The following is a 22461-nucleotide window of genomic DNA, read 5'->3' as shown; positions in this document are numbered from 1 at the left end:
CGAGACTTTCAGGTACGAGTTCGTGGCCAGTGGCGGGCCGATGCAAATGCTTTCGTCCGCCAGTTTCACGTGCATCAATTCGGTATCGGCCGTCGAGTAAACAGCGACGGTCTTGATGCCCTCTTCCTTACAGGCGCGCAGGATACGCAGCGCGATCTCGCCGCGGTTGGCGATCAGGACTTTTTGCAGTTTCTTCGCAGGTTTCAACATCGAAGGCGCTCCGCGGTTCAAACGATGGTGAACAGCGGCTGGTCGTACTCAACCGGCTGACCGTTTTCTACCAGGATGGATTCGATGACGCCGGCTTTTTCAGCCGTGATGTGGTTCATCATTTTCATCGCTTCTACGATGCAGATGGTGTCGCCCACTTTCACGGTCTTGCCGACTTCAACGAAGGCTGGCGAGGTCGGTGCCGGGGTGCGGTAGAACGTACCGACCATTGGCGACTTGACCACGAAGCCGTTCAGCGCAGGCGCGGCTGGGGCGGCAGGTGCGGCGGCAGCAGGGGCGGCGGCCGGTGCAGCAGCGGCTGGCGCCGGTGCTTGCATCTGTGGCGCGTAGAACTGCTGGGCCGGGGTCTTGCTGTGACGGCTGATCCGTACGGACTCTTCGCCTTCCTTGATTTCCAGCTCGTCGATACCGGATTCTTCCAGCAGTTCGATCAGTTTCTTAACTTTACGGATATCCATGAATCATCAACTCCCAAGGGTCGGTCAGGGGCGCTTGGCCGGTTGTTCAAGCTGTTCCAGGGCGGCCTCCAGGGCCAGTCGGTAACCGCTGGCGCCAAGGCCGCAGATCACTCCTACCGCTACGTCGGAGAAGTAAGAGTGATGGCGGAAAGGTTCGCGTTTGTGCACGTTCGACAAATGCACTTCGATGAATGGGATGCTCACCGCCAGCAACGCGTCACGTAATGCAACGCTTGTGTGTGTAAAAGCGGCGGGATTGATCAGGATAAAGTCCACGCCTTCGCCGCGTGCGGCATGGATGCGATCAATCAATTCGTACTCGGCATTGCTTTGCAGGTAGAGCAGATGGTGGCCGGCTTCACGGGCCCTGCGTTCAAGATCGAGGTTGATCTGATCGAGGGTCACTGCCCCGTAGACGCCCGGTTCACGGGTGCCGAGCAGGTTCAGGTTGGGTCCGTGAAGAACCAGTAAGGTCGCCATCGGCTGTTCCTTGTTATTGATGTGGGTACGGCAGAACTCGGCGACTATGCCGCAAAGCCTTTGTGACTGTCCAGTTCTATGCAGTAGGCGGCACGATTAGCGAGGATTGCGCAAAATTTGTGACTACGGGCCGGGATCCGGTCATTGGCGAGACAGCGTTGAATCCGGTGGAGATTAATGTGGGAGGGTGCTTGCTCTCGATGGCGGTGCATCAGTCAACACATACAGTGGCTGACACCCCGCAATCGGGAGCAAGCCCCCTCCCACCTTTTGATCTCCACGGGGCAATAGATCAGGTCAGACGCGGAAGGCCTGCACCGCCGTATTGAGCTGCCCACCCAGCACCAGCAAATGCTCGCCCTGGCTGCGGCCCTGGCCAATGCGCAGCAGATTATCCTCGCCCAACTGGTGAATCCGCTCGCTGTTGTCGCGAATCTCACTGACGGCACCACTTTGCTGTGCCGTCACATCCGCGATGCGCACGGCTGTTTCGGAAATGGTCTGGATGGCGCCGACGATTTCATCCAGCGCGCCGTCCGCGGCCTGGGCCTGCTGGGCGGTAGCTTCGGCGTGTTCGACCTGCGCGCGCATGCCTTGTACCGATTGGTGGGCGGCGCTTTGCAGACCGGCGATCAGGGTCTGGATTTCTGCGGTCGCGCCGGCAGTGCGCTGGGCCAGGGAACGGACTTCGTCGGCGACCACGGCAAACCCACGGCCGGCTTCACCGGCGCGGGCGGCCTCGATAGCCGCGTTGAGGGCCAGCAGGTTGGTCTGGTCGGCAATCGAGCGGATCACCGTCAGCACGCCGCCGATGGTGGCCGATTCTTCGGCGAGTTTTTCGATCATCTGCGCGTTTTGTTGCACTTCGCCCACCAGGGCATGCAGCCCGGTCAGGCTCAGGCCGATCACACGCTGGCCTTGCTCCACCGCCTGGCCCGCGCTTCGGCTGGCGCCGGCGGCCTGGCTGGCATCGCCGGCGACTTGCTGGATGGTCGCTTCCAGTTCACCCAGCGAATCGCGGATCTGCGCCGTGTCCCCAGCCTGGCGTTCGGCGCCGTCGTGCAGGCCGCTGCTCAGTTCGGCGAGGGCGCGGCTGCTGCCCGCGACTTCCTCGGCATTGCCGCGAATCGTGCCGACCAGGTCCACCAGGTAGGCGCGCAGGCGGTTCAGTGAGGCTTCGATATCGTGGAGTTCGCGGTTGGTCTTGCCCAAGGCAATCGGCCGGCTGAAGTCACCTTCGGCCCAGGTCGACAGGGCGGGTGCCAGGTTGGTCAGCACCCGTGCCAAGCGTCGTTGCAGGGTGTCGATCAGCAGCGCGATCAGCAGGATCAGGCCGATCATCACCCCTTGCATCACACGCACTTCGCCCTGGATCGCACCGTGCTGTGCGCGCACAACCGGTTCCAGGCCCGCAATGGCCTCCTGCACGGCGTTGATTTTCAGGCGGGTGCGGGCGGCCAGGTCAGCGCGTTGCTGGATTTGTTCGCGGGTGCGCTTGAGTTCAGCGGGATAGCGGGTCAGCAGGCTGTTGAGTTCGCGTTTGAGGTCGACACCGGTGTCCTGGGCTTCGGCTTTTTCACTGTTTTCCAAGCCCATCATGGCGGAGAAATCATCGGCGCCGGATTCGGCACTGGCCTTCACCCCCAGCAAGGGCAGTTGCTCCAACAGGTCGGCCTGGGTGCGGATATTGGCGACTTCGCGCTCCACATCCGTGGCCAATTCCGCGCGCCCGCTGCTCACCAGTTTGTCGCGGGCCAGGGACAGCTTGGCCAGGTGCTGGGATGCCGCCAGCAGTGGGGGCAAGTAACGCGCAGCTTCGGCAGAATTCACGCCGCTGGCGTATTGGCTCAGTTGCTCCAGGTTCGCGCCCAATTCGCGCTCGGCCTGCAGCAGCAAGGCTTGTGGGTCGCCAGCCAGCTTGCCGGCAGCCAGCAAGTCGGTCTTGCTGAACGCATCCAGGTCGACCAGGCTGGGCCGCAGGTTTTGTGCGAGGTCCGCAGGCAGTTCATCCAGATGCTGCAACAGGCTTTCCAGGCTCTGGCCGGCGCTGCTCAGGCGCAAGGCATCGCCACTGGCCAGGTAGTCGTCGATGTTGCGTGCAGCCTGGTTCTGGAAGGTCTGCGACAGGCCCAGGTAACGTTCCATCAGCAGATAAGGCCGCTCCAGCGCCCGTTGCGACCACCACAGCGTCGCCCCCAGCGCCAGGCACACGGCCACCAGAAGAAGGGTATTGAGATTGGTCAGCAGCTTCAGGCGCATGCGTGGTATCAACCGACAGCAAAAGATAAGTGCCTGAAGTTATTGCGTTTGCGTTACAGCGTTATGACCGAATCAGTGGATTCCGATGAAAAGATGGCACTTTGCTTTGATGCGCGCGCAGCCTGCACGCGGTTGCGCCCGGCGTGCTTGGCGCGGTACAGCGCCTCGTCGGCCTGGGCGGCCATCATCAGGCTGTCGGAGTCGTCGCACAGCTCCACCAGCCCGGCGCTGAACGTGCACCATAAATCCTGCGGTTGGGCCGGGTAGTGGATTTCGGCAAAGCGGCCACGGATTTCATCCAGCACCTTGCAGGCCGATTCCAGGTCGGTGTCCGGCATCACAATGGCGAACTCTTCGCCGCCGTAGCGCCCGATGTAGTCGGTCTTGCGCAGGCGCTGCTTGAGAAACAGCGCCAGGCTTTTGATCACGCGGTCACCCATGGGGTGGCCGTGGCTGTCATTGACCCGCTTGAAGTGGTCGATATCCAGCATGGCAAAGCTCAGCGGCTTGTTCTCGCGGCGTGCGCGGAAGCTGCAGTCTTCAAGCAGTTGCAGGATGTGGGTGTGGTTGTACAGGCCGGTCAGGCTGTCGCGCACCATCCGTGCCTTGAGGTTGCGTGCGCGAGCGGCGCGGTTGCGCACGGTGGTGATCAGGTGGCGCGGCTTGATCGGCTTGGTGAGGAAGTCGTCGCCGCCTTCGCTCATGGCGTCCAGTTGTTTATCCAGGTCGTCCTCGGCCGACAGGTAGATGATCGGTACGCTGACATAACGGTCGTTATGGCGGATCACCTTGGCCAGTTCGGTACCGGTACAGGCGGGCATATACATGTCGAGGATGATCAGGTCGGGCTGGAAGTCCGCCAGCTCAGCCATGGCCTGGATCGGTTCGATCAGCGTGCGGGTGACGATACCGGCGCTGTTGAGCAGCCGCTCGGTGTGCAGCGCCTGGGCCCGCGAATCGTCGATGATCAGCACCTTATACGGCTCGTACTGGGCGACGCAGGTCAGCACTTCGATTTTTTCCAACAGGCTTGAAGCTTCCAGCGTCCCAGTCAGGAACTCCTGGCCCCCGGCGCGCACGGCGGCCAGCCGGGTAGGGGTGTCGGTCTCGTGCAGGCTGAAGAACAGCAGCGGCAGTTTGTGCTCCAGGCCTTCCTGGGCTTCGGCGGCGAGCTTGAGGCCCATGCCGGTGCCGCAGAAATCCACGTCCATCACAATCGCCGAAGGCAGGCGCTCGGCCATCACCGCGCGAAACGCGGCCACGCTGTCGAGGGATTGGGCGCTCAAACCGAAGAATTCCAGCTGCTTGGCCAGCCGCTCGGCGCGGTCGTGATCGGCCAGCATGACGTAGATCGGCTTGCGCATCGGCGGCAGGAAGGTTTGTTCCAGCTGGTCACCCTGGCGCAGGCCGGTGCGGGACAGGCGCTGCATCAAGCGATTGAGTTCGGTGATCAGGTGGCTGCTGAGGCGCCCACGGTTCTCGTCGACTGCCTTGAGGGAGTCGCCGATGTGTTGCGCCAGCTGGCGGTGTTCCGGTTGTTCGAAGCGCTCGGCAAACCGCAGCAGGCGCAAATTGGCCTCGCTGAGTTCGGAAAGGTCGGTGCCGGACCACTCGCTGCGTTGCAGGCGCTGCCAGATCTCAAGAATTTGACGTGCCTGATGAATTACCCGCTGGGCAAAATGCTGCTTGAGACGCTCACGGCTGGGGTCTTCTGGCTCGGTCATATCCTGACTACTAGTTAGGGTGCATGCTGAGGTCGACTGATGGCTCTATGCTAGCACCTCTTTTCCTTGGGATGAGTGTCATGCATCAATAAACTGTGTGTTCCGGGTATTCAGTTGCTGACCCGGTGGTCGCGCAGCGTAAAAAGCGTGCATCCTTTATAGTCGAATACCCTCTGTGCGCCAGTTTGGTGAAAAGCCCCGCACGCGCGGGCACGATGGGGTAGGGTTGTGGTCGGAGTGTTTGAACGCACGCCATCAATTCAAGTGCATGAACTCAAGTGATTGAAAGGATATCGCCATGCTGGACTGGAAAAACCGTGCAGGCAGTGCCAAAGGCCCCGCCCCTGAGCCCAAGTCGGCCAACCGCAGTTATCTTCGTACCGTGCTGATGAGCCGTGCCGTGCTCAGCGTGCTCGGCCTGTACCTGCTGGTCACCGGCGCCTTGGGCTGGTACTGGAGCGAAGAGCCGGCACTGTTTCCGGTCCAGCAGAACGCGCAGATTGCCGCCGAAAAAGACGGCAAGCAGATGGTGGTGGGCTTTACCACCGTCGAAACCCTCAAGACCGTGGTCGGCACCTTGCTGAACAAGCCCGGCGGCTACATTTCCAACGACCGTTTCCCGCCAGGCCTGTGGATGGACAACATGCCGAGCTGGGAATATGGCGTGCTGGTGCAGGTGCGCGACCTGACCCGCGCCTTGCGTAAAGACTTCGCCCGCTCGCAGTCGCAGTCGGCCGAAGACGCCGATCTGGCCAAGGCCGAGCCGCGCTTTAACTTCGACAACAAGAGCTGGGTGCTGCCATCCAGTGAATCGGAATACCAGGAAGGCATCAATTCCCTGAGCCGCTATGAAGCGCGCTTGTCCGACCCGAACCAACGCGGCGCACTGTTCTACGCGCGTGCCGATAACCTGAACAACTGGCTGGGCGATGTCGCCACCCGCCTGGGCTCGCTGTCGCAACGCCTGTCGGCCAGTGTCGGCCGGGTAAAACTCAACACCGCACTGAAAACCGAAGCCTTGGCTCCGGGTGAAGTGCCGCAGGTCGATGAAGAAGTGGTGGAAACCCCATGGATGCAGATCGACAACGTGTTCTACGAAGCACGCGGCCAGGCCTGGGCCCTGTCGCACCTGTTGCGCGCCATCGAAGTCGACTTTGCCGACGTGCTGGCCAAGAAGAACGCCACTGTCAGCGTGCGCCAGATCATTCGTGAGCTGGAGGCCTCGCAAGAGCCGGTGTGGAGCCCAATGATCCTTAACGGCAGCGGCTTTGGCGTATTGGCCAACCACTCGCTGGTGATGGCCAACTACATTTCCCGGGCTAACGCTGCGGTGATCGATTTGCGTCAGCTGCTCAACCAAGGTTGATGATGGACGCTACTCAAAAGGAGGCCGCCCACCGCGCGGCTTCCGATGCCGAACTGATCTGCTGGGTCGATGAGCAGGACACTCTGCTCGGCAGTCTTGTCAGGGCCGATCTGCGCCAGCGCGGGTTGATCGGCCGTTGCACCTTTATCTTCCTGTTCAATTCGGCCGGTGAGCTGTGTGTGCACCGGCGCACCCTGAGCAAAGCCATGTACCCCGGTTTCTGGGACACGGCGGCGGGTGGGATGGTAGCGGCGGGTGAATCCTATGCCGTGTCTGCTGCCCGAGAGCTGGAAGAAGAGTTGGGTGTCGGCGGGGTGGAATTGGTCGAACACGACCATTTCTACTTCGAAGATGGCGACAGCCGGCTCTGGTGCAAATCCTACTCGGCAGTCTGGGATGGGCCGCTGCGCCTGCAGCCGGAAGAGGTCATGGAAGCGCGCTTTTTGCCTATAGGCACTGTCCTGCAGGAGGCCGAACAAAAGCCTTACTGCCCGGACGCCCAAGAGGGGCTGCGACGTTATCTGGCCTCACGTCGCTAAAGTTGCATAAATTGGCGCCATTTGGCTCTTAGCAAGTCGGCTTTTTGTGGTTACACTGCGCGACTTTTCACCCGAACCACCCTGGTGGTTCGGTAGCGCTGCCCCTGCCTGAGTGGGGCTTCGCGGTTGGTGACTCGCCTCTTTTAACCAGAGCCGAGCGCTGGCCAGTCTTTGTCCTCCCAAGAGGATTGCCGGTGGCCAAAAAAGCCGCATCCTTCGCCGCCCTTGGTGGCCTGGTATTTTCCACCGATGCAGGTCGACACTGCCCGGACTGTCGTCAGCCCGTGGATTCGTGTACCTGCAAACAGACCCTGATCCCTGAAGGCGACGGTATTGCCCGCGTGCGCCGCGAAAGCAAAGGCCGTGGCGGCAAGACGGTGACCACCATCACCGGCGTGCCGTTGGCCGAAGAGGCGCTGAAGGAACTGGCCACCACGCTGAAAAAGCGCTGTGGCACCGGTGGCGCGTTGAAAGACGGGGTCATCGAGATCCAGGGCGATCACGTCGAGTTGCTGTTGGCCGAGCTGATCAAGCTCGGGTACAAGGCCAAGAAGTCCGGCGGCTGAAAGCCTCTTCCCAACCTGTGTCTAAACTCTGTCCTGCGCGTGGGGTCTACCTTGCTTGCAGGCAAATCGTCATTTTCATTCTTTAGACTGCGCCAGCCTCGAACCAGGGGCGGTGCCTTCGACTTCATATATAGGGGACTTCGATGTCCGTACGACGCACACGCAAAGACGATGGCAGCCAATGGACAGTTGCGGACAGCCGCAGTGTTTACGGGATTCGCCATTGGGGGGCCGGTTATTTCGCGATCAATGAAGCCGGTCGCGTAGAAGTTCGTCCGAACGGTCCGAACAGTACGCCCGTCGACTTGTACGAGCAGGTCGATGAACTGCGTAAAAGCGGCCTGTCCCTGCCGTTGCTGGTGCGCTTTCCTGACATCCTGCAAGATCGCGTCCGCCAATTGACCGGTGCCTTCGATTCGAATATCGAGCGCCTCGAGTACCAGAGCAAGTACACCGCGCTGTACCCGATCAAAGTGAACCAGCAGGAAGCGGTGATCGAGAACATCATCGCCACCCAGAACGTGTCCATCGGCCTGGAAGCCGGCTCCAAGCCTGAGCTGCTGGCGGTATTGGCCCTGGCGCCGAAGGGCGGCACTATCGTCTGCAACGGTTACAAGGACCGTGAGTTCATCCGCCTCGCGCTGATGGGCCAGAAGCTCGGCCACAATGTGTTCATCGTGATCGAGAAAGAATCTGAAGTTGAGCTGGTGATCGAAGAGGCTGCCAGCCTTAAGGTCAAGCCCCAGGTCGGCCTGCGCGTGCGCTTGTCGTCGCTGGCGTCGAGCAAATGGGCGGACACCGGTGGCGAGAAGTCCAAGTTCGGTCTGTCGGCGGCGCAGTTGCTGTCCGTGGTCGAGCGCTTCCGCGCGGCGGGCCTGGACCAGGGCATCCGCCTGCTGCACTTCCACATGGGTTCGCAGATCGCCAACCTGGCCGACTACCAGCACGGTTTCAAGGAAGCCATCCGTTACTACGGCGAGTTGCGCAACCTCGGCCTGCCAGTGGACCACATCGACGTGGGCGGTGGCCTGGGCGTGGACTACGACGGTACTCACTCGCGTAACGCCAGCTCGATCAACTACGACATGGACGACTACGCCGGCGTGGTCGTGGGCATGCTCAAGGAGTTCTGCGACGCGCAGAGCCTGCCGCACCCGAACATCTTCTCCGAAAGCGGCCGTTCCCTGACCGCGCACCACGCCATGTTGGTGGTGCAGGTGACCGACGTCGAGAAACACAACGACGAAATCCCGGTCATCGAAAACAAGGAAAGCCTGCCGGAAACCGTGCAATGGCTGGTAGACCTGCTGGGCCCGACCGACATCGAGATGGTCACCGAAACCTACTGGCGCGCCACCCACTACATGAGCGATGTGGCCACCCAGTACGCCGACGGCAAACTGACCCTGGCCGAAAAAGCCCTGGCCGAACAGTGCTACTTCGCCGTGTGCCGCCGCCTGCACAACTCGTTGAAAGCCCGCCAGCGCTCGCACCGCCAGGTGCTGGATGAACTCAACGACAAGCTGGCCGACAAGTACATCTGCAACTTCTCGGTGTTCCAGAGCCTGCCGGACACCTGGGCCATCGGCCAGGTACTGCCGATCCTGCCGCTGCACCGCCTCGACGAAGAGCCGCTGCGCCGTGCCGTGCTGCAAGACCTGACCTGCGACTCGGACGGCAAGATCAAGCAGTACGTCGACGAGCAAAGCATCGAAACCAGCTTGCCGGTACACGGCTTGAACGAAGGTGAAGACTACTTGCTGGGTATCTTCCTGGTGGGGGCTTACCAGGAAATCCTGGGGGACATGCACAACCTGTTCGGCGACACCGACTCGGTGAATATCTACCAGCGTGAAGATGGTTCGGTGTACAGCGCCGGGATCGAGACGCACGATACCATCGAAGACATGCTGCGCTATGTGCATTTGTCGCCGGAAGAGCTGATGACGCATTACCGTGACAAGTGTGCGAGCGCGAAGATCAGTGCGGCGGAGCGTACGCAGTTCCTGGATGCCTTGCGTCTGGGGCTGACGCGTTCGTCCTACCTGTCCTCGTAAAAAATGTGGGAGGGGGCTTGCCCCCCTCCTACTTTTGACGCAGTGCTAATCCTGAAATTGTCTGAGGGCTGAGCAATGTTGAGTCAATGGCTGCAAGTGCTCACGCTGGCAATGGCAGCATGCTTGGCCGCCTGCTCCCCGATCAAAGTCCTCAACGCCCTCACCCCTTCCGATACCTTCACCAAAACCGCTGCCATCGCCTACGGCGATGATTCCCGCCAGAAACTCGATGTCTACCGGCCTGCGCCTGCTATCTCCAGCGCGCCGGTGGTGGTTTTCTTCTACGGCGGCAGCTGGAACAGCGGCTCCAGGGATGACTACGGTTTCGTCGGCGAAGCCCTGGCTTCACGTGGCATTGTCGTAGTGATTGCCGATTACCGGCTCTACCCTCAAGTGCGCTACCCCGCGTTTCTCCAGGACGGCGCCCGAGCGGTGGCCTGGACCCATCAGCACATCGCCGACTACGGCGGTGACCCGCAGCAGCTCTACCTGATGGGCCACAGCTCCGGTGCGTACAATGCTGCCATGCTCGCGCTGGACGCGCGATGGCTTGAGCACGTGAACCTGTCACCGTCGATGCTCAAGGGCTGGATCGGCCTGGCTGGGCCTTATGACTTCCTGCCGATTGAAAACCCGGAGGTAAAACCGGTGTTTTTCTTCCCCGATTCACCGCAGGATTCCCAGCCGATCAACCACGTCAGCGCCGGCGCACCGCCGAGCCTGTTGATGGCCTCGACCGACGACAAGCTGGTCAACCCCTCGCGTAATACCGGCGGCCTGGCCAACACGTTGCGGGCGGCGGGCGTGCCGGTTGAAACCTTCTACTTCGGCAAGACCAATCACCAGACGCTGGTGGCCGCGCTCTCCAAGCCGCTGCGCTGGCTGGCACCGGTACTGGATCGGGTCACGGCGTTTATCCAAGCCACTGATCCTGCCGGTTCAATCGCCAGGCAATCGCCCACAAAGTGAGGCTGCGCAGGGCCATGAACAGCAGGAAGGTTATCCACAGGCCGTGATTCCCCAAACCCTGCAACGCCCACGCGATTGGCAACGTCAGCAACAGGGTCAGCAGCATGCCGTTGCGCATTTCCCGTGCGCGGGTCGCACCGATGAACAAGCCGTCCAGCAAGTAACTCCACACTGCAATCAACGGCAGTAGCGCCAGATAGGGCAAGTAGATGTCGGCGGTTTCGCGCACGCTGGGGATATCGGTCTGCATGGCGATAAACAGGTGGCCGGCGAAGGTGAACAGCAGGGCAAAACCAACGCTGGCGATCAGTGACCAACCGCCGGCCACCACCAGTGAGCGGCGCAGGGATGGGCGGTCGTGGGCGCCGATCGCGTGACCGCACAGGGCTTCGACCGCGTGGGCCAATCCATCCAGGGCGTGGGCCGTCAGTAACAGGCCGTTGAGCAATAGCGCGTTGGCCGCCACGGTAGCGTCGCCAAGGCGGGCGCCTTGCACCGTGATCATGAAAAACACCGATTGCAGCGCGAGGCTGCGGATGAAAATGTCGCGGTTGACCGCCAGCAGCGGGCGCCAGCTCTCCCAGCGTTTCAACGCCGCCCAGGCGAGATGGCCGGGGTAGGCGCGCAGGGCTTTTTGCGTGAGCGCCAGGCCGAGCAGGGCGCCGGTCCATTCGGCGACGACGGACGCGCGTGCCGAACCGACCACACCCCAATCCAGGCCAAGGACGAACCACAGGTTGAGGGCGATGTTGACCAGGTTGGTGGTCAGCAGGATCGCCAAGGGCGCGCGGGCGTTCTGCGTGCCGAGGAACCAGCCGACCAGTGCGTAGCTGGCCAACGCGGCGGGCAGGCCGAACAGGCGGGTGTGGAAGAAGTCCTGGGTCAGTTGATTCAGTTCGGGAGAGGGTTGCATCCATTCCAGGGCCAGATGGCTCAGGGGGATGCCCACTGTGCCTAATAGCATCGCCAGGCCCAGCGCCAGCAGCAGGCCTTGCAGCAGGATTTGCCGCAGTGCGGCGCCATCGTTGCGCCCGGCGGCTTGCGCGGCAAAGCCGGTGGAACCCATGCGCAGGAAGCCCATGGCCCAGGCAAGAAAGGTATACAGGCTGGCTCCGACCGCCACGGCGCCCAGTTGATGGGCATGGGGCAGGTGGCCGATGACCATGCTGTCGACCAGGGCCACCAGGGGCACCGAGATATTCGACAGGATCATCGGCGCAGCCAGGGCCCAGACGCGGCGGTGGGTGGGGCGGTGGCGCCAGTCAGTGAGTAGGGTGTGCATGCGGGCTCCTTCAGAGGAGCGGCATTGTAACGGGCCCTTAATGTCACTGCAGAACCAATGTGGGAGGGGGCTCGCCCCCGATGGCAGTCTGTCAGTGGGTGAATCTGGAGCTGACCCACCGCCATCGGGGGCAAGCCCCCTCCCACATTTGGATCGTCAGCGTTTGTGGGATTTGGCTCCGCTCGCGTTCCCTCAAGAACCAAACCACCCTCCGTCGGTCAATGTGACCGGCACCTCATCGACCCCACTCGGGCTGATATATAGTTCACCCCTCGGATCCCTCTCACGACGAGTTCCCCATGCTTAACAAAGGACTGTTCCTTGCTTGCGCGCTGGCCCTGCTGAGCGCCTGTGATTCCTCCGATAAACCGGCTGCTCCGACCGCGCCTGCGGCAGCGACGGTTGCCCCCAAGCCGGCCAAGGCCGCCGTGGATGTGGCGGCGCTGAAGCAGCGCTACGCCGGGCGTGAATTGAGCGTGGTGGATGTGTCCGAGGTGCAGCTCGACGGGGCCAGTACCTTGTCGGTGAGCTTTTCCATTCCGTTGGATCCCGATCAGAAATTCGCTGACAAACTTCACTTGGTCGACAGCAAGTCGGGCAAGGTCGATGGTGCCTGGGAAATCTCCGACAACCTGATGGAGCTGCGCCTGCGTCACTTGGAGCCGCAGCGCAAGTTGGTGCTGACGGTTGACCCTGGTGTGAAGGCCGTAAATAACAACCTGCTGCCCGCCGAGTACATCGCCCGCCTGGAAACCCGCGACCTGCAAGCCACCGTCGGTTTCGCCAGCCGTGGCACGCTGCTGCCGACGCGCCTGGCCGAAGGCCTGCCGGTGATCGCGCTGAACGTCGACAAGATCGATGTCGAGTTCTTCCGCATCAAGCCCGAGTCCTTGCCGTCGTTCCTGGCGCAGTGGGGGCGCAACACCAGCCTGCAAAGCTATGAGTCCCGCGAACTGCTGCCGCTGGCCGATTTGGTCTACGGCGGTCGTTTCGACCTGAACCCGGCGCGTAACACCCGCGAAACCCTGTTGCTGCCGATCGCCGGCCTCAAGCAATTGCAGCAGCCGGGCGTGTACCTGGCGGTGATGCGTGCCTCGGGCACCTACAACTATTCCCAACCGGCGACGCTGTTCACCTTGAGTGATATCGGCCTGTCGGTGCACCGCTACGCCAATCGCCTGGACGTGTTTACCCAGGCGCTGGAAGGCGGCAAGGCGCTGGATGGCGTCGACCTCGAAGTGCTCGACGCCGAGGGCCGCGTGCTGGGCCAGGGCAAGACCGAGAAGGGGGGCCACGCTGAGTTGCCTTTGCCGAAAAAGGCCCAGGTGCTGCTCGCCAAGCAGGGCGAACAGACCAGTATGCTGCGCCTCGACAGCGCCGCGCTGGACCTGGCCGAGTTCGACATTGGCGGCCAACCGTCCCACCCTTTGCAGTTCTTTGTCTTTGGCCCGCGCGACCTGTATCGCCCCGGCGAAACCGTGCTGCTCAACGCTTTGCTGCGGGACAAGGATGGCAATGCCGTCAAACCGCAGCCGGTGAGCGTCGAAGTGCGTCGCCCGGATGAACAGGTGAGCCGCAAATTCGTGTGGGATGCCGATGCCTCCGGCCTCTATCAATATCAACTGCAACTGGCCGGCGAAGCGCCGACCGGGCGCTGGCAGTTGGTGTTCGACCTGGGTGATGGCAAGCCGCAGTTGTATGAATTCCTTGTCGAAGACTTCTTGCCCGAGCGCCTGGCGCTGGAACTCAAGGGCAGTGACACGCCGTTGAGCCCGGCAGACGACGCGGTGATCCAGGTCAACGGTCGTTACCTGTACGGCGCGCCTGCGTCGGGCAACCGGGTCAGTGGGCAAGTCTATGTGCGGCCGCTGCGCGAAGCGGTCAAGTCGCTGCCCGGTTACCAGTTCGGTTCCGTCACCGAAGAAGAGCTGAGCCAGGATTTCGAGCTGGACGAGAGCGTGCTCGACGCCAAGGGCCAGGAAGCACTGACCCTGGAAAGCAAATGGGCCGAGGCCAAGTCACCGCTGCAACTGATCGTACAGGCCAGCCTGCAAGAGTCGGGCGGGCGGCCGATCACGCGGCGCCTGGTGCAGCCGATCTGGCCGGCCGAGCAACTGCCGGGCCTGCGCGGGTTGTTTGACGGCACGGAAACCAACGGCGATGGCCCGGCGGAATTCGAAGTGCTGCTGGCCAACCAGGACGGGCAGAAACTCGCCGCGCCAAACCTCAAGGTGCGCCTGGTGCGCGAGCGTCGCGATTACTACTGGAACTACTCCGAGAACGATGGCTGGAGCTATCACTTCAACGAGAAATTCCTCAACCTCGACGAACAGACCCTGAACATCAAGGCCGGCGACACCGCCAAGGTCAGCTTCCAGGTGGAGTGGGGCCCTTACCGCGTTGAAGTGGAAGACCCGCAGACCGGCTTGGTCAGCAGCTTGCGTTTCTGGGCCGGCTACCAGGCTCAGGACAACACCGAAGGCGGTGCCGTGCGGCCGGACCAGGTCAAGCTGGCGCTGGATAAACCGGCGTATGGCGATGGCGACACAGCCAACGTCACCGTCACGCCGCCGGCGGCCGGTAAAGGCTACCTGCTGGTGGAGTCTGCCGAAGGGCCGCTGTGGTGGCAGGAAATCGATGTGCCGGCCGAAGGCAAAAGCTTCGCTGTGAAGCTCGACCCGACATGGTCGCGCCATGACCTGTACGTGAGCGCCTTGGTGATTCGCCCGGGCGAGCGCAAAGCCAATATCACCCCAAAACGTGCAGTAGGCCTGCTGCACCTGCCGCTGGATCGCACCCAACGCAAACTGGGCGTGACCCTCACCGCGCCGGAAAAAATGCGCCCCAAACAACCGCTGACGGTGAAGATCGCTGCTAAAAATGCCGATGGCAGCGTGCCCAAGCAGGTGCATGTGTTGGTGGCGGCGGTGGACGTGGGCATCCTCAATATCACTGAATACCCGACGCCGGACCCGTACTCCAGCCTGTTCGGCCGCAAGGCCTACGGCGTGGACCAATTCGATATCTATGGCCAGTTGATCGAAGCCGGGCAGGGCCGCCTGGCCAGCCTGGCGTTTGGTGGCGACGCGGCGTTGGCCAAGGGCGGCAAGCGCCCGGACACCAGTGTGACCATCGTCGCCCTGCAAAGCGCGCCGGTGACCTTGAATGAGCAAGGCGAGGGCGAAGTCAGCGTCAACATTCCCGACTTCAACGGCGAACTGCGCCTGATGGCCCAGGCCTGGACCGATGATCGCTATGGCATGGCCGAAGCCAAAACGGTGATCGCCGCGCCGCTGATCGCCGAGCTGTCGGCACCGCGCTTCCTCGCCGGGGGGGACCAGACGACATTGGCGCTGGACCTGTCCAACCTGTCGGGCAAGGCGCAGAAGCTGGAGGTGCAACTGAGCGCCGACGGGCAGTTGGAGTTGGTCAACAGTGGCGCGCAAACCGTTGAGCTGAAACCAGGCCAGCGCACCACCCTGCGCATCCCGGTGAAAGCGTGGGGCGGGTTGGGCCAGGGCAAGGTCAAGGTGACGGTGAACGGCCTGGACCTGCCGGGCGAGACCCTGCCGCCGTTTACCCGTGAGTGGACCCTGGGCGTGCGGCCTGCCTACCCGGCGCTGCTCAAGCATTACCGTGCGGTGCTCAAGGATCAGCCATGGACTCTGCCGGTGGGCACCCTGGATCAATTCGATGCCTCGGGGCGCCAGGCACTGCTGAGCCTGTCGAGCCGGCCACCGCTGAACCTCGGTGCGCAGATCAGTGCACTCAAGGCCTACCCCTACGGTTGCCTGGAGCAGACCGCGAGCGGCCTGTACCCGTCGCTGTATGCCGACGATGCATTGCTCAAGCGCCTGTCGATCAAAGGCGAGTCGGACAGCGAGCGTAAACGCAAGATCGAGCTGGGCATCGAACGCCTGCTGGGCATGCAGCGCTACAACGGCAGCTTCGGTTTGTGGGGCGCTGATGGCGAAGAAGAATACTGGCTGACGGCTTACGTCACCGACTTCCTGCTGCGTGCCCGTGACCAGGGTTTTGCGGTGCCGCCTGAAGCGTTGAAAAAGGCCAGCGAGCGCCTGCTGCGGTATGTGCAGGAGCGTAACCTGATCGACGTCGACTACAGCGATAACGCCGACCACACCCGCTTTGCCGTGCAGGCCTACGCCGGCATGGTGCTGGCGCGCAGTCAGCAGGCGCCGCTGGGGGCGCTGCGCAGCATCTTCGAACGACGCAGCGATGCGCGCTCCGGTTTGCCGCTCGTGCAGTTGGCCATCGCATTGCAGAAGATGGGCGACCAACCCCGGGCGGACCAAGCCTTGCTCGCCGGGCTGGCGGCACAGCGCAATGCCAATGAATGGCTGGCCGACTACGGCAGCCCGCTGCGGGACCAGGCGATGATCCTGGCGCTGCTGGAAGAGAACGACCTGGCCAAAGGTAAGCGTGAGGAGCGCTTGTTCACCCTGTCGGACCAGTTGGCCGCCAGCCCGTATCTGTCGACCCAGGAGCGTAACGCGCTGCTCCTGGCCGGGCGCCTCGGGTTCGCCAAGCCGGATGCGAACTGGCAGGTGTCGCTCACCGGCAGTGGCGGTGTGCAGGAATTGAATAATCAGCAACCGACGCTGGCGTTGGAGGGCAAGTGGCTGTCCAGCGACTTGAGCCTGAGTAATCAGGGTGAGACACCGGTGTACCAGCAACTGACGATCTCGGGTTATCCACAGGTGCCACCCGCGCCTGGCGGTGACAACCTGAGCATCCGTCGCGAATACCTGGGCATGAACGGCCAGCCGCTGAACCTGCGCAGCCTCAACAGCGGTGATCTGGTGCTGGTGCATCTGGCGGTCAGTGCCAAGCAGCGTGTGCCGGATGCCCTTGTGGTGGATTTGCTCCCGGCCGGTTTGGAACTGGAAAACCAGAACCTGGCGCAAAGTGCCGCCAGCCTGGAAAACGCCAGCAGCCAGGTGAAGGAGTGGCGTGAGTCGATGCAGAACGCGTCGCTCAAGCATCAGGAGTTCAGGGACGACCGCTACGTGGCGGCGATCAATCTGGAAGGCTCTGGCACGACGCACCTGCTGTACCTGGCGCGTGCCGTGACACCGGGCACTTACCGCGTACCGCCGCCGCAGGTGGAGTCGATGTACCGGCCGAACTGGCAGGCGGTGGGAGAGACGCCGGCGGATCTGGTGATCAAAGGGCGCTGATATTTAAATGACGGAACTGGGTGCAAATGTGGGAGGGAGCAAGCCCCCTCCCACAGGTGATGTGTGGTGCTTTTGGGTCAGTGGACGACCCAGCTCAGGAGCCACAGGCCCAGCAGCAGCCAGATGATGCCCATGATGATCGAGGCGCGCATGAAGGCACGCACGGCCGAGTACAGCAGCATCAGGCCGATGATCAGGGTAATGATGCTGATGATCGAGGTGTCCATGCCCAACGTGCGGGACAGGCCGTCGATGAAGTTGCCACCGGCGTTGGTCAGGGCACCGAACAGGCCGCTGAGTCCGTCGACGATAAAGCGGATGACGGAACCGAGCGCTTGGCCCAACCATCCGAAAAAGCTTTCTACCTGCATGTGTGTGTCCTGATGAGAGGGTGGGCGTGTCTGTGCCTTTGGTTGTTATTGCAACAGGCTAGTTCCCTATAAGCATAGAGGTTTGCCAGTTTGAGTTTGCGTTTAGTTGCCCGCTGGACCCTGGCCAGCCTTTTGTTGGTGATCGCCTTGCTATGGCTGGCCGACCGCATCTGGCCGTTGCCCCTGCCCCAGGACGATCTGGCGCGGGTGGTGCTGGCTGAGGATGGCACGCCGTTGTGGCGGTTTGCCGATGCCAATGGGGTGTGGCGTTATCCGGTGCAGACCCGCGAGGTGTCGCCGTATTACCTGGAGGCGTTGCTGACCTATGAAGACCGTTGGTTTTACCAGCACCCCGGCGTAAACCCACTGGCGCTGGTACGGGCGACGTGGCAGAACCTCACCGGCACGCGGGTGGTGTCGGGCGGCAGCACCTTGTCGATGCAGGTGGCGCGGTTGTTGGATCCGCATTCGCGCACGTTCCATGGCAAGTTGCGCCAGTTGTGGCGCACGGCGCAGTTGGAATGGCACCTCTCCAAGGCAGAAATCCTTAACCTCTACCTGAACCGCGCACCGTTTGGCGGTACGTTGCAAGGCGTGGCGGCTGCCAGTTGGGCGTATCTGGGTAAATCGCCTTCACAGCTGACCCATGCCGAAGCCGCCTTGCTCGCCGTGCTGCCCCAGGCGCCCAGCCGTTTGCGTCCGGACCGTCACCCGCAACGCGCCCAGGAGGCCCGTGACAAAGTGTTGCGTCGACTCGCCGAGTTCCAGGTGTGGCCGCAAGCTGCCGTCGACGAAGCCCTGGAAGAACCGCTGCTGCTTGCCCCGCGCCTGGAGCCGAGCCTGGCGCCGTTGCTCGCGCGCCGCCTGAACCGCCCCGACAGCCCGCCGCTGATCCGCACCACCCTGGACGCCACCCTGCAACGCCGCCTTGAAGACCTGCTGCTGGGCTGGCGCGCGCGTTTGCCGGAGCACACCTCCGCCGCCATTCTGGTGGTGGAGGAAGAAACCATGGCCGTGCGTGCCTACCTCGGCTCGGTGGACATCAATGATGCCAAGCGCTTTGGCCATGTGGACATGATCAGCGCCCTGCGTTCGCCGGGCTCCACCTTGAAACCTTTCCTCTATGGCATGGCCCTGGACGATGGGCTGATTCACTCCGAATCCCTGTTGCAGGACGTACCCAGGCGTTATGGCGATTACCGGCCGGGCAACTTCTCGATGGGTTTTACCGGTGCGGTGCCGGCGAGCACGGCGCTGTCCAGTTCGCTCAACCTGCCGGCGGTGCAGTTGTTGGAAGCCTATGGGCCGAAGCGGTTTGCCGCCGAGATGCGCATCGGCGGCGTGCCTCTGGCATTGCCCGCATTGGCCGAGCCGAACCTGGCGCTGATCCTGGGCGGCGCAGGCAGTCGCCTCGAAGATCTGGTGAGCGGCTACAGCGCCTTCGCCCGGGACGGCAGGAGCGCCAATATTCGATTACAGCCGGACGACACGCTTAGGGAGCGACCGTTACTGTCGCCAGGGGCCGCCTGGATTGTGCGGCGCATCCTCAGTGGCCAGGCGCGGCCGGACCGCGACCCACGTGCCGAGTTGGTGCAGCGTCCCGTGCTGGCCTGGAAAACCGGCACCAGCTATGGCTTTCGCGATGCCTGGGCGATTGGCGTCGGCCCGCGTTATTTGATCGGTGTGTGGATCGGCCGACCGGACGGCACACCGGTGCCCGGCCAGTTCGGCCTGGCCTCCGCAGCGCCGTTGATGTTGCAGGTGCACGATGTGCTGACCAACCGCGACAGCCAGCGGGGCATCAGCGCGCCCGTCAAGCCGGTGCCGGCGAATGTCGGCGTGGCGGCGATCTGTTGGCCGTTGGGCCAGCCCATGAGCCGCAGCGACCCCAATTGCCGGCGCCAGCGCTTCGCCTGGACGCTGGACCACACCACGCCGCCGACTTTGCAGGCGCTGGACCAACCGTTGAGCGTGGGCTTGATGGAAAGTGTGTGGGTGAATGCCAAGGGCTTGCGGGTCGACGCCCATTGCCCTGGCGCCGAGCCCAAGACCATCGCCCTGTGGCCCGCGCCTCTGGAGCCCTGGCTGCCCAGGGCCGAGCGCCGCGAAGCGCGCATCCCCGCGGCGGACCCCGATTGCCCGCCACCGGCGCTGGCCGCGTCGTCACCGCTGTCGATTGTCGGTATCCGCGAAGGTGACCAACTGCGCCTGCCTGCCGCCAGTCAACAAGCCCTGCGCCTGAAAATCTCCGCCCTGGGCGGCAGCGGGCGGCGCTGGTGGTTCCTCAACGGCGCGCCCCTGGGCGACAGCGCTAACCAGGACTTCATCAACGCCAGTTTCGAGCGCTTGGGCCGCTATCAACTCAGCGTCCTCGACGAAGCCGGGCAAACTGCCAGGCTTGAGTTCAGCGTCGTTGATTAGATCGCCATCGGGGGCAAGCCCCCTCCCACACTTGGATGTGTTCACCTGCCAAAGGTGGGAGGGGGCTTGCCCCCGATAGCGATCTGAAGGTTCACTTGCCTTCAAGGCCATTCCCCCCGAAGCTATCCACCTTCAGGAGCCCCCGCATGAACCTCGAACACCTCACCGAACGCCTGCACCGCATCCGCGATAACAACGACTGGAAGCCATTCCACAGCCCGAAAAACCTGGTCATGGCCGCCAGCGTCGAAATGGCCGAGTTGGTGGAAATCTTCCAATGGCTGACCGAAGACCAATCGCGCCAGCTCTCTGCCGATAAGCTCGCCCATGCCGGGCAGGAAGTCGGCGATGTCGTGCTGTACCTGCTGTTGCTGTGCAGCGAGTTGGGCCTGGACATGAACGAGGTGGTGCGCGCCAAACTGGCCGACAGCGAACGGCGGTTTGCCCAATGAGTGACCGCCATTTCGACCAGTTGGCCACGCGTTTCGCCGAGAAAATCTACGGCGGTGCCAAAGGGGCGATTCGCCTGGCAGTGCTCCAGGCCGACTTGACCGAAGCCCTGCCCAAGCGCCCCTTGCGTGTACTGGATATCGGCGCGGGGCTGGGCCATATGTCGCTGTGGCTGGCCGAGCAAGGCCACGCGGTCACCCTGGCCGAACCTGCCGAGCCGATGCTCGAAGGCGCCCGCCAACGTTTCGCCGAGGCCGGGCAAACCGCAACTTTTATCCATGCGCCATGGCAAGCGCTGCTGGGCCAGCTCACCGAACCCTACGACGTGGTGCTGTGCCACGCCGTGCTGGAATGGTTGGCCGAACCCCATGCGATCCTGCCGGTGCTGCACCAACTCACGGTCCCCGGCGGCTGGCTGTCGTTGGCGTTCTACAACCGCGATGCGCTGATTTATCGCAACCTGCTCAAAGGCCACTTCCGCAAAATGCGCAAGAACGACATGGCCGGCGAAAAGCAGAGCCTCACGCCGCAACAACCGCTCGACCCGCGTGAGTTGGCGGCGCAACTCGTAGACCTTTGGCAGGTCGAAAGCCAAAGTGGTGTGCGGGTATTTCATGACTATATGCCGGTGGAATTCCAGGCCCGCGCGGATTTGCAGGACCTTCTGGAGATGGAACTCGCTCACCGTCGTCACCCAAGCTTTGCCGGACTTGGGCGTTATTTGCACTGGATCTGCCGTCCGGTTTAAGCGGCCCAGTCTGCGGAGGTCGAAATGCGTCGTCTCTGTTTGATCCTGTTGTCCCTGGGGTTGGGCGCCTGTTCAAGCCCCAACCCTTATGTCGCCACCTCGGCGCCGATCCCGCCGGCGCCGCCCCAGGCGGCCAATACCTTTGATGCCAGCGCCTACCCGGCGCCGGTGCGCGACTACGGCGCTTACCGCAATTGGGCCTGGCGCAACGGCCAACTGCCGGCAGGCACGGCCTGGGCGGATTCGGCGCAGATTGCCGAGGCGGTCAGCGGTGCCCTCGACCAACGCGGCCTGCGCCCCTTGCACGACAACCGCCCTGCGGACCTGCTGGTGAGCGCCGACGTGCGCCTGGAGAAGCGCCTCAAGCAGGTCCAGGACGACTACGGCTACGGTTACGGCGGCTATAACCGCTATGGCAATGGCTACGGCATGTACAACTCGGTGCCGATCGTGCGCACCTATGAGGTCCAGGTCGTGGTGGTTCGCGTCAACCTGTTCGATGCCCGCTCCGGTCAGCCGGTGTGGAGTGCCAGCGCCGAAACCGGCAGCCAGGGCAGCCTCAGCGAGCGGGGCGATGCCTTGCGCCAGGCGGTGCAAAAGGCGATGACGGCGTACCCTCCCAGTTAACCGCTATTCTCATCTCAAGCGCGGGTCGCTCTTTGGAGAACAACCATGTTTCGTCGTATCGCTACGCTAGCTGTCGTCCTGTTGCTGGGCGGTTGCCAGACCAGCCAGGTCAACCATGACTTTGATGCCAGTCGAGACTTCGGCGCCTACCGCAGTTGGGCCTGGAAAGACCCGGCCCTGCAATACCGCCCCGATGATCCGCGCATCAAGAGTGACCTCACCGAACAACGCATCCGCGAAGCCGTGGGTGAACAGCTTGATCAGCGCGGCCTGCGCCCCGCCGCGCCGGGCAGCAAGGCTGACCTCAATGTGCAGGCCTACCTGATCGTCGAAGATCGCCAGCAACAAGTCACCACCAACTACGGCGGCGCCTGGGGCGGCCCATGGAATGGCTACTGGGGCGCGCCGATGTACAACGAAACGCGCAACATCACTTACAAAGTGGCGACCGTCCAGATCGACCTGCTCGACGGCAAGGACGGCAAACTGGTCTGGCGCGGCAGCGACGAACAAATGATGGCCAGCTCGCCCAACCCCCAGGATCGCGACAAAGCCATCCGCACCACCGTCACCCGCATCCTCTCCAGCTACCCACCCCACTAAACCCCTCCGACGGTTTTGTGTTGGACCTGGTTTTATTGTGGTGAGCGGGCTTGCCCCGCGCTGGGCTGCGCAGCGGCCCTAAAACCAGCGACATAGATCTGCCTGAAAGAAA

The 22461-nt window shown here is 62.7% G+C and carries 18 protein-coding genes; 11 read left to right on the top strand and 7 right to left on the bottom strand.

The annotated features are described in order from the left end of the window. The 5 genes from AC3ZU9_RS29280 to AC3ZU9_RS29260 all read right to left on the bottom strand — a co-directional run. On the bottom strand, positions 1-210 hold a 210-nt coding region (locus AC3ZU9_RS29280), incomplete at its 3' end, for a biotin carboxylase N-terminal domain-containing protein (RefSeq protein ID WP_490091689.1). Between the two features lie 17 nt (positions 211-227). After that, positions 228-689, bottom strand: a complete 462-nt coding sequence (gene accB, locus AC3ZU9_RS29275) for an acetyl-CoA carboxylase biotin carboxyl carrier protein (RefSeq protein ID WP_012721998.1) — start codon at positions 687-689, stop codon at positions 228-230. A gap of 24 nt (positions 690-713) precedes the next feature. Next, positions 714-1169, bottom strand: coding sequence for a type II 3-dehydroquinate dehydratase (gene aroQ / locus AC3ZU9_RS29270; protein ID WP_012721999.1), 456 nt, complete (start codon positions 1167-1169; stop codon positions 714-716). 297 nt (positions 1170-1466) lie between these two features. Further along, positions 1467-2015, bottom strand: coding sequence for a methyl-accepting chemotaxis protein (locus AC3ZU9_RS29265; RefSeq protein WP_405121883.1), 549 nt, complete (start codon positions 2013-2015; stop codon positions 1467-1469). A gap of 1466 nt (positions 2016-3481) precedes the next feature. Further along, positions 3482-5152 carry a diguanylate cyclase gene (locus AC3ZU9_RS29260; RefSeq protein WP_490091688.1) on the bottom strand — a complete coding sequence of 557 codons (1671 nt, stop codon included), beginning with the start codon at positions 5150-5152 and terminating at the stop codon, positions 3482-3484. 388 nt (positions 5153-5540) lie between these two features. On the opposite strand from AC3ZU9_RS29260, the gene AC3ZU9_RS29255 reads away from it, so the two are divergent. The 5 genes from AC3ZU9_RS29255 (at position 5541) to AC3ZU9_RS29235 (ending at position 10649) form a co-directional block, all read left to right on the top strand. After that, a complete protein-coding gene (locus tag AC3ZU9_RS29255) occupies positions 5541-6518 on the top strand; it encodes a DUF2333 family protein (RefSeq protein WP_370636181.1) in 978 nt (325 codons plus the stop codon). A gap of 2 nt (positions 6519-6520) precedes the next feature. Continuing rightward, complete coding sequence (locus tag AC3ZU9_RS29250; RefSeq protein WP_012722003.1) at positions 6521-7057, top strand: NUDIX hydrolase; 537 nt, start codon at positions 6521-6523, stop codon at positions 7055-7057. 194 nt (positions 7058-7251) lie between these two features. After that, the gene (locus tag AC3ZU9_RS29245) at positions 7252-7623 is read left to right on the top strand and encodes a translation initiation factor Sui1 (RefSeq protein ID WP_012722004.1); all 372 of its coding nucleotides are present in this window, start codon (positions 7252-7254) and stop codon (positions 7621-7623) included. Positions 7624-7766: 143 nt separating this feature from the next. Next, the gene (speA, locus tag AC3ZU9_RS29240; protein WP_012722005.1) at positions 7767-9680 is read left to right on the top strand and encodes an arginine decarboxylase; all 1914 of its coding nucleotides are present in this window, start codon (positions 7767-7769) and stop codon (positions 9678-9680) included. 75 nt (positions 9681-9755) lie between these two features. Continuing rightward, positions 9756-10649 carry an alpha/beta hydrolase gene (locus tag AC3ZU9_RS29235; protein WP_490091687.1) on the top strand — a complete coding sequence of 298 codons (894 nt, stop codon included), beginning with the start codon at positions 9756-9758 and terminating at the stop codon, positions 10647-10649. Here AC3ZU9_RS29235 and AC3ZU9_RS29230 read toward each other — a convergent pair. Next, complete coding sequence (locus tag AC3ZU9_RS29230; RefSeq protein WP_102061157.1) at positions 10594-11931, bottom strand: MATE family efflux transporter; 1338 nt, start codon at positions 11929-11931, stop codon at positions 10594-10596. The two genes, AC3ZU9_RS29235 and AC3ZU9_RS29230, sit on opposite strands and share 56 nt — an antisense overlap. A gap of 299 nt (positions 11932-12230) precedes the next feature. Here AC3ZU9_RS29230 and AC3ZU9_RS29225 point away from each other — a divergent pair, with 299 nt between their 5' ends. Then, on the top strand, positions 12231-17129 hold the full coding sequence (locus tag AC3ZU9_RS29225; RefSeq protein ID WP_490091686.1) for an alpha-2-macroglobulin: 4899 nt from the start codon (positions 12231-12233) through the stop codon (positions 17127-17129). A 77-nt stretch (positions 17130-17206) separates the two neighbouring features. Here the strand turns inward: AC3ZU9_RS29225 and AC3ZU9_RS29220 are convergent, their stop codons facing one another. Further along, entirely contained in the window at positions 17207-17500 is a 294-nt protein-coding gene (locus AC3ZU9_RS29220) for a hypothetical protein (RefSeq protein WP_012722009.1), read from the bottom strand. Between the two features lie 90 nt (positions 17501-17590). Here AC3ZU9_RS29220 and pbpC point away from each other — a divergent pair, with 90 nt between their 5' ends. The 5 genes from pbpC (at position 17591) to AC3ZU9_RS29195 (ending at position 22349) form a co-directional block, all read left to right on the top strand. After that, positions 17591-19921, top strand: a complete 2331-nt coding sequence (gene pbpC / locus AC3ZU9_RS29215) for a peptidoglycan glycosyltransferase PbpC (RefSeq protein WP_490091685.1) — start codon at positions 17591-17593, stop codon at positions 19919-19921. Between the two features lie 146 nt (positions 19922-20067). Beyond that, positions 20068-20373, top strand: a complete 306-nt coding sequence (locus AC3ZU9_RS29210) for a MazG-like family protein (protein ID WP_102061160.1) — start codon at positions 20068-20070, stop codon at positions 20371-20373. Next, complete coding sequence (locus AC3ZU9_RS29205) at positions 20370-21119, top strand: methyltransferase (RefSeq protein WP_012722012.1); 750 nt, start codon at positions 20370-20372, stop codon at positions 21117-21119. The genes AC3ZU9_RS29210 and AC3ZU9_RS29205 overlap by 4 nt, the downstream gene beginning before the upstream one ends. A gap of 24 nt (positions 21120-21143) precedes the next feature. Then, the gene (locus AC3ZU9_RS29200; protein WP_012722013.1) at positions 21144-21746 is read left to right on the top strand and encodes a DUF4136 domain-containing protein; all 603 of its coding nucleotides are present in this window, start codon (positions 21144-21146) and stop codon (positions 21744-21746) included. A gap of 45 nt (positions 21747-21791) precedes the next feature. Beyond that, positions 21792-22349 (top strand): DUF4136 domain-containing protein, encoded by a 558-nt coding sequence (locus tag AC3ZU9_RS29195; RefSeq protein ID WP_012722014.1) that lies wholly within the window; start codon positions 21792-21794, stop codon positions 22347-22349. Positions 22350-22461 lie beyond the last annotated feature (112 nt).

The organism is Pseudomonas sp. A39, assembly GCF_058145955.1.
The sequence above is the reverse complement of the archived record's forward strand: the minus strand, read 5'-3'. Positions and strand labels throughout refer to the sequence as shown.

Bases quoted from the DNA above. Each gene is read 5' to 3' on its own strand.
- AC3ZU9_RS29210 (WP_102061160.1), top strand. From the start codon at position 20,068: ATGAACCTCGAACACCTCACCGAACGCCTGCACCGCATCCGCGATAAC.
- accB (WP_012721998.1), bottom strand. From the start codon at position 689: ATGGATATCCGTAAAGTTAAGAAACTGATCGAACTGCTGGAAGAATCC.
- AC3ZU9_RS29235 (WP_490091687.1), top strand. From the start codon at position 9,756: ATGTTGAGTCAATGGCTGCAAGTGCTCACGCTGGCAATGGCAGCATGC.
- AC3ZU9_RS29260 (WP_490091688.1), bottom strand. From the start codon at position 5,152: ATGACCGAGCCAGAAGACCCCAGCCGTGAGCGTCTCAAGCAGCATTTT.
- AC3ZU9_RS29255 (WP_370636181.1), top strand. From the start codon at position 5,541: ATGAGCCGTGCCGTGCTCAGCGTGCTCGGCCTGTACCTGCTGGTCACC.
- AC3ZU9_RS29200 (WP_012722013.1), top strand. From the start codon at position 21,144: ATGCGTCGTCTCTGTTTGATCCTGTTGTCCCTGGGGTTGGGCGCCTGT.
- speA (WP_012722005.1), top strand. From the start codon at position 7,767: ATGTCCGTACGACGCACACGCAAAGACGATGGCAGCCAATGGACAGTT.
- AC3ZU9_RS29205 (WP_012722012.1), top strand. From the start codon at position 20,370: ATGAGTGACCGCCATTTCGACCAGTTGGCCACGCGTTTCGCCGAGAAA.
- AC3ZU9_RS29225 (WP_490091686.1), top strand. From the start codon at position 12,231: ATGCTTAACAAAGGACTGTTCCTTGCTTGCGCGCTGGCCCTGCTGAGC.
- AC3ZU9_RS29195 (WP_012722014.1), top strand. From the start codon at position 21,792: ATGTTTCGTCGTATCGCTACGCTAGCTGTCGTCCTGTTGCTGGGCGGT.
- AC3ZU9_RS29265 (WP_405121883.1), bottom strand. From the start codon at position 2,015: ATGATCGAAAAACTCGCCGAAGAATCGGCCACCATCGGCGGCGTGCTG.
- AC3ZU9_RS29230 (WP_102061157.1), bottom strand. From the start codon at position 11,931: ATGCACACCCTACTCACTGACTGGCGCCACCGCCCCACCCACCGCCGC.
- AC3ZU9_RS29220 (WP_012722009.1), bottom strand. From the start codon at position 17,500: ATGCAGGTAGAAAGCTTTTTCGGATGGTTGGGCCAAGCGCTCGGTTCC.
- AC3ZU9_RS29250 (WP_012722003.1), top strand. From the start codon at position 6,521: ATGGACGCTACTCAAAAGGAGGCCGCCCACCGCGCGGCTTCCGATGCC.
- aroQ (WP_012721999.1), bottom strand. From the start codon at position 1,169: ATGGCGACCTTACTGGTTCTTCACGGACCCAACCTGAACCTGCTCGGC.